Source organism: Novosphingobium cyanobacteriorum, from assembly GCF_029436685.1.
GTDB lineage: Bacteria > Pseudomonadota > Alphaproteobacteria > Sphingomonadales > Sphingomonadaceae > Novosphingobium > Novosphingobium cyanobacteriorum.
In genome coordinates this window covers 1-2,521 of the sequence record NZ_JAROCY010000066.1, presented here as the reverse complement: position 1 = coordinate 2,521, position 2,521 = coordinate 1, and the positions used below count along the sequence as shown (strand labels likewise).

Annotated in this window: 1 protein-coding gene and 1 pseudogene; both read left to right on the top strand. The window is 54.5% G+C overall.

What is annotated here, in order from left to right; translation table 11 throughout:
* The first annotated feature begins 228 nt into the window (after window positions 1–228).
* On the top strand, window positions 229–1,788 hold the full coding sequence (locus tag POM99_RS22200; protein ID WP_277280991.1) for an MFS transporter: 1,560 nt from the start codon (window positions 229–231) through the stop codon (window positions 1,786–1,788).
* Window positions 1,789–1,900: 112 nt separating this feature from the next.
* Window positions 1,901–2,424 (top strand): annotated as a pseudogene (locus POM99_RS22195) (transposase); the annotation flags it as partial.
* Window positions 2,425–2,521: the final 97 nt, after the last annotated feature.

Genomic DNA, 2,521 nt, shown 5'->3' with positions numbered 1-2,521 from the left:
ATCCACCCGACTTCGGCCGTTTGCGCGACGACAGACACCGCTCGGGGCGAAAAACGCTTGCCCAGCGAGCAAAATCAGGCGATCTTGAAGTCAAGCGGCAGGCCACTTGGGGAATGTCGGATCAGAACAAAATTCTCTTGGCCCGATCCGTCAGACGATCTCTACAATTCTATATAGCACATATAGTGTATATAACTTATATCCTATAAAATTGAGGTGCCAAGCATCATGCCACCACAAGCGCCGACCACTGATAATAAAAAAATCCCGCCATCAGGGGTGGGTGATTTTTTCAAAAAAATCACATACGGCATAGGATCGGTCGCGTACGGCGTCAAGGACCAAGGATTTTCCTATTTTCTATTGTTTTTCTACAATCAGGTCCATGGAGCTTCATCGGAACTTGTGGGAAGAGCGATTGCAATAGCGCTGTTTCTTGACGCGTTCCTCGATCCTGTCATTGGGCAGATATCAGACAATTTCAGGTCGCGCTGGGGCCGCAGACATCCGTTTATGTACGCGTCGGTAATCCCAGTAACGCTCTCATATTTCTTCCTTTGGAACCCGCCGCGCCTATACGGACAGGACCTGTTCCTATATTTGGTCACGGTGATCGTTCTGGTTAGAACTTTCATCTCAATATACGAAATTCCCAGCTCCGCTCTGGTTGCAGAAATCACTTCCGACTACGATGAGCGCACCTCGTTCCTTGCATTTCGCTATTTCTTCTCGTGGATGGGCGGAATTTCCATGAGTCTAATTTCGTTCGGCGTGCTGTTCACAGCCACTGAGAAGTATCCAATCGGGCAATTGAATCCCGTCGCATATTTCAATTACTCGCTAATCGCGTGCACATTTATCGCTAGCGCAATCCTCATAAGTTCCGTCGGCACCCACAAACTGATCCCCACGTTCACCCAACCTCCCGTTGGCCGCGTTGGCTTGGGGCGTGCGTTAGGCGACATGTTCCAATCCTTCAGAAACCGCTCATTCATCGCGCTGACGATTTCCTCGATCTTCTCCGCGATTGCTGCCGGTACGCTGGCGGCGCTCAGCAACTATTTCAACACCTTCTACTGGGGCCTTGATGCGGGCCAGATTCTGTTGCTGAACACTACGGCTATAATTGCACCGATCATTGCACTGCTGGTGTCACCTTATGTCTCTGAACGCATGGGTAAGAAGCGTGCCACATTTCTGCTCTGGGTCATCTCTGCCGCGTTCGGATGGACGCCGCTGATTGGCCGCATGGCCGGATTTTTCCCAGGTAATGGCACAGCCATGTTGCTTCCGCTCCTGGCATTTTGCCAAACAGTGGGCATCGCGTTTTCCATAGCCTGCTCAATTGTAATTTCCTCGATGTTGGCCGACGTCGTCGAGGACAGTCAGAAGACAACGGGTCGCCGCTCGGAGGGCCTATTCTTTTCCTCAAACGCCTTTGTCCTCAAGGCGGTATCTGGCATGGGCATTCTCGTGGCCACGCAAATGTTGGAATTTGCCCACTTCCCTCAGGGCGCCGACCCTGCAACGCTCGACCCAGCCATACCAAAGAACCTGGCCAGAATATACGTTCCCGTAACGTTCGTCTTCTACGCCGTCGCCCTTTTCTGCCTTAAGTTCTATGGCATCAATAAGGCTTCACATCGCGAAAACCTCCGCCAGATAATTGCCGATGAGGTGATATTCAGTCCATCGGTTGGCTTGGACGGTATCCATTCAGCCGAACACGGCGGCCCGCTCGACAACCTTCTACACGGAGACGACGATCAGGATCGTGCCCTTCCTTGACGCTGACAGGACAAAGAGGACCAAGCTGGCTGATCTGATCCCGGAAAACTGGATCGCTTGGAGTTAGAGTTTTTCGCCGTAATCTTCCCTTGGCTGGGAGGAGTGAAGGACCATGAAGGCATCCAGATTCTCAGACGCGCAGAAGGCGTTTATTCTGAAGCAGGGAGCAGACGGCGTTCCTGTGGCGGACATCTGCCGCCGGGCCGGGATCAGCCAGGCAACCTACTTCAACTGGAAGAAGAAGTACGACGGCATGCTGCCACCGGACATGCGCCGGTTGAAGCAGCTCGAGGACGAGAACGCGAAGCTGCGCAAGCTCGTGGCCGACCTTTCCCTCGACAAGGAGATGCTGCAGGACGTCATCCGCCGAAAACTGTGAGGCCTGCTCGTAAACGCGAGCTGGTGAACGGGGTTCGCAGTGACTGGGGCGTGTCGATCCGCCGGGCTTGCCGGGTTCTGGAGATGGACACCTCGACCTACCACTACAAATCCCGCCGCCGCGAGCAGGCCGGCATCGAAGCCCGCATCCGTGAGATCTGCGAGACGCGCGTCCGCTATGGGTATCGCCGCGTCCACGTTCTTCTTCGCCGCGAAGGCTGGGAGATCAACAATGAAGAGCTGCTGCATGTCCATCGCCGCTTCGTTCATGCCGCGGCGCTCAAGGAGGCGTGTGCCAGGGTTGCGAATGCGACCCTGGCAATCCGCAATGCTGCAGTCTGGGGGGACGCCGGCA

Excerpts from the sequence above, each read along its gene's own strand:
- POM99_RS22200 (WP_277280991.1), top strand. The coding sequence starts at position 229 with ATGCCACCACAAGCGCCGACCACTGATAATAAAAAAATCCCGCCATCA.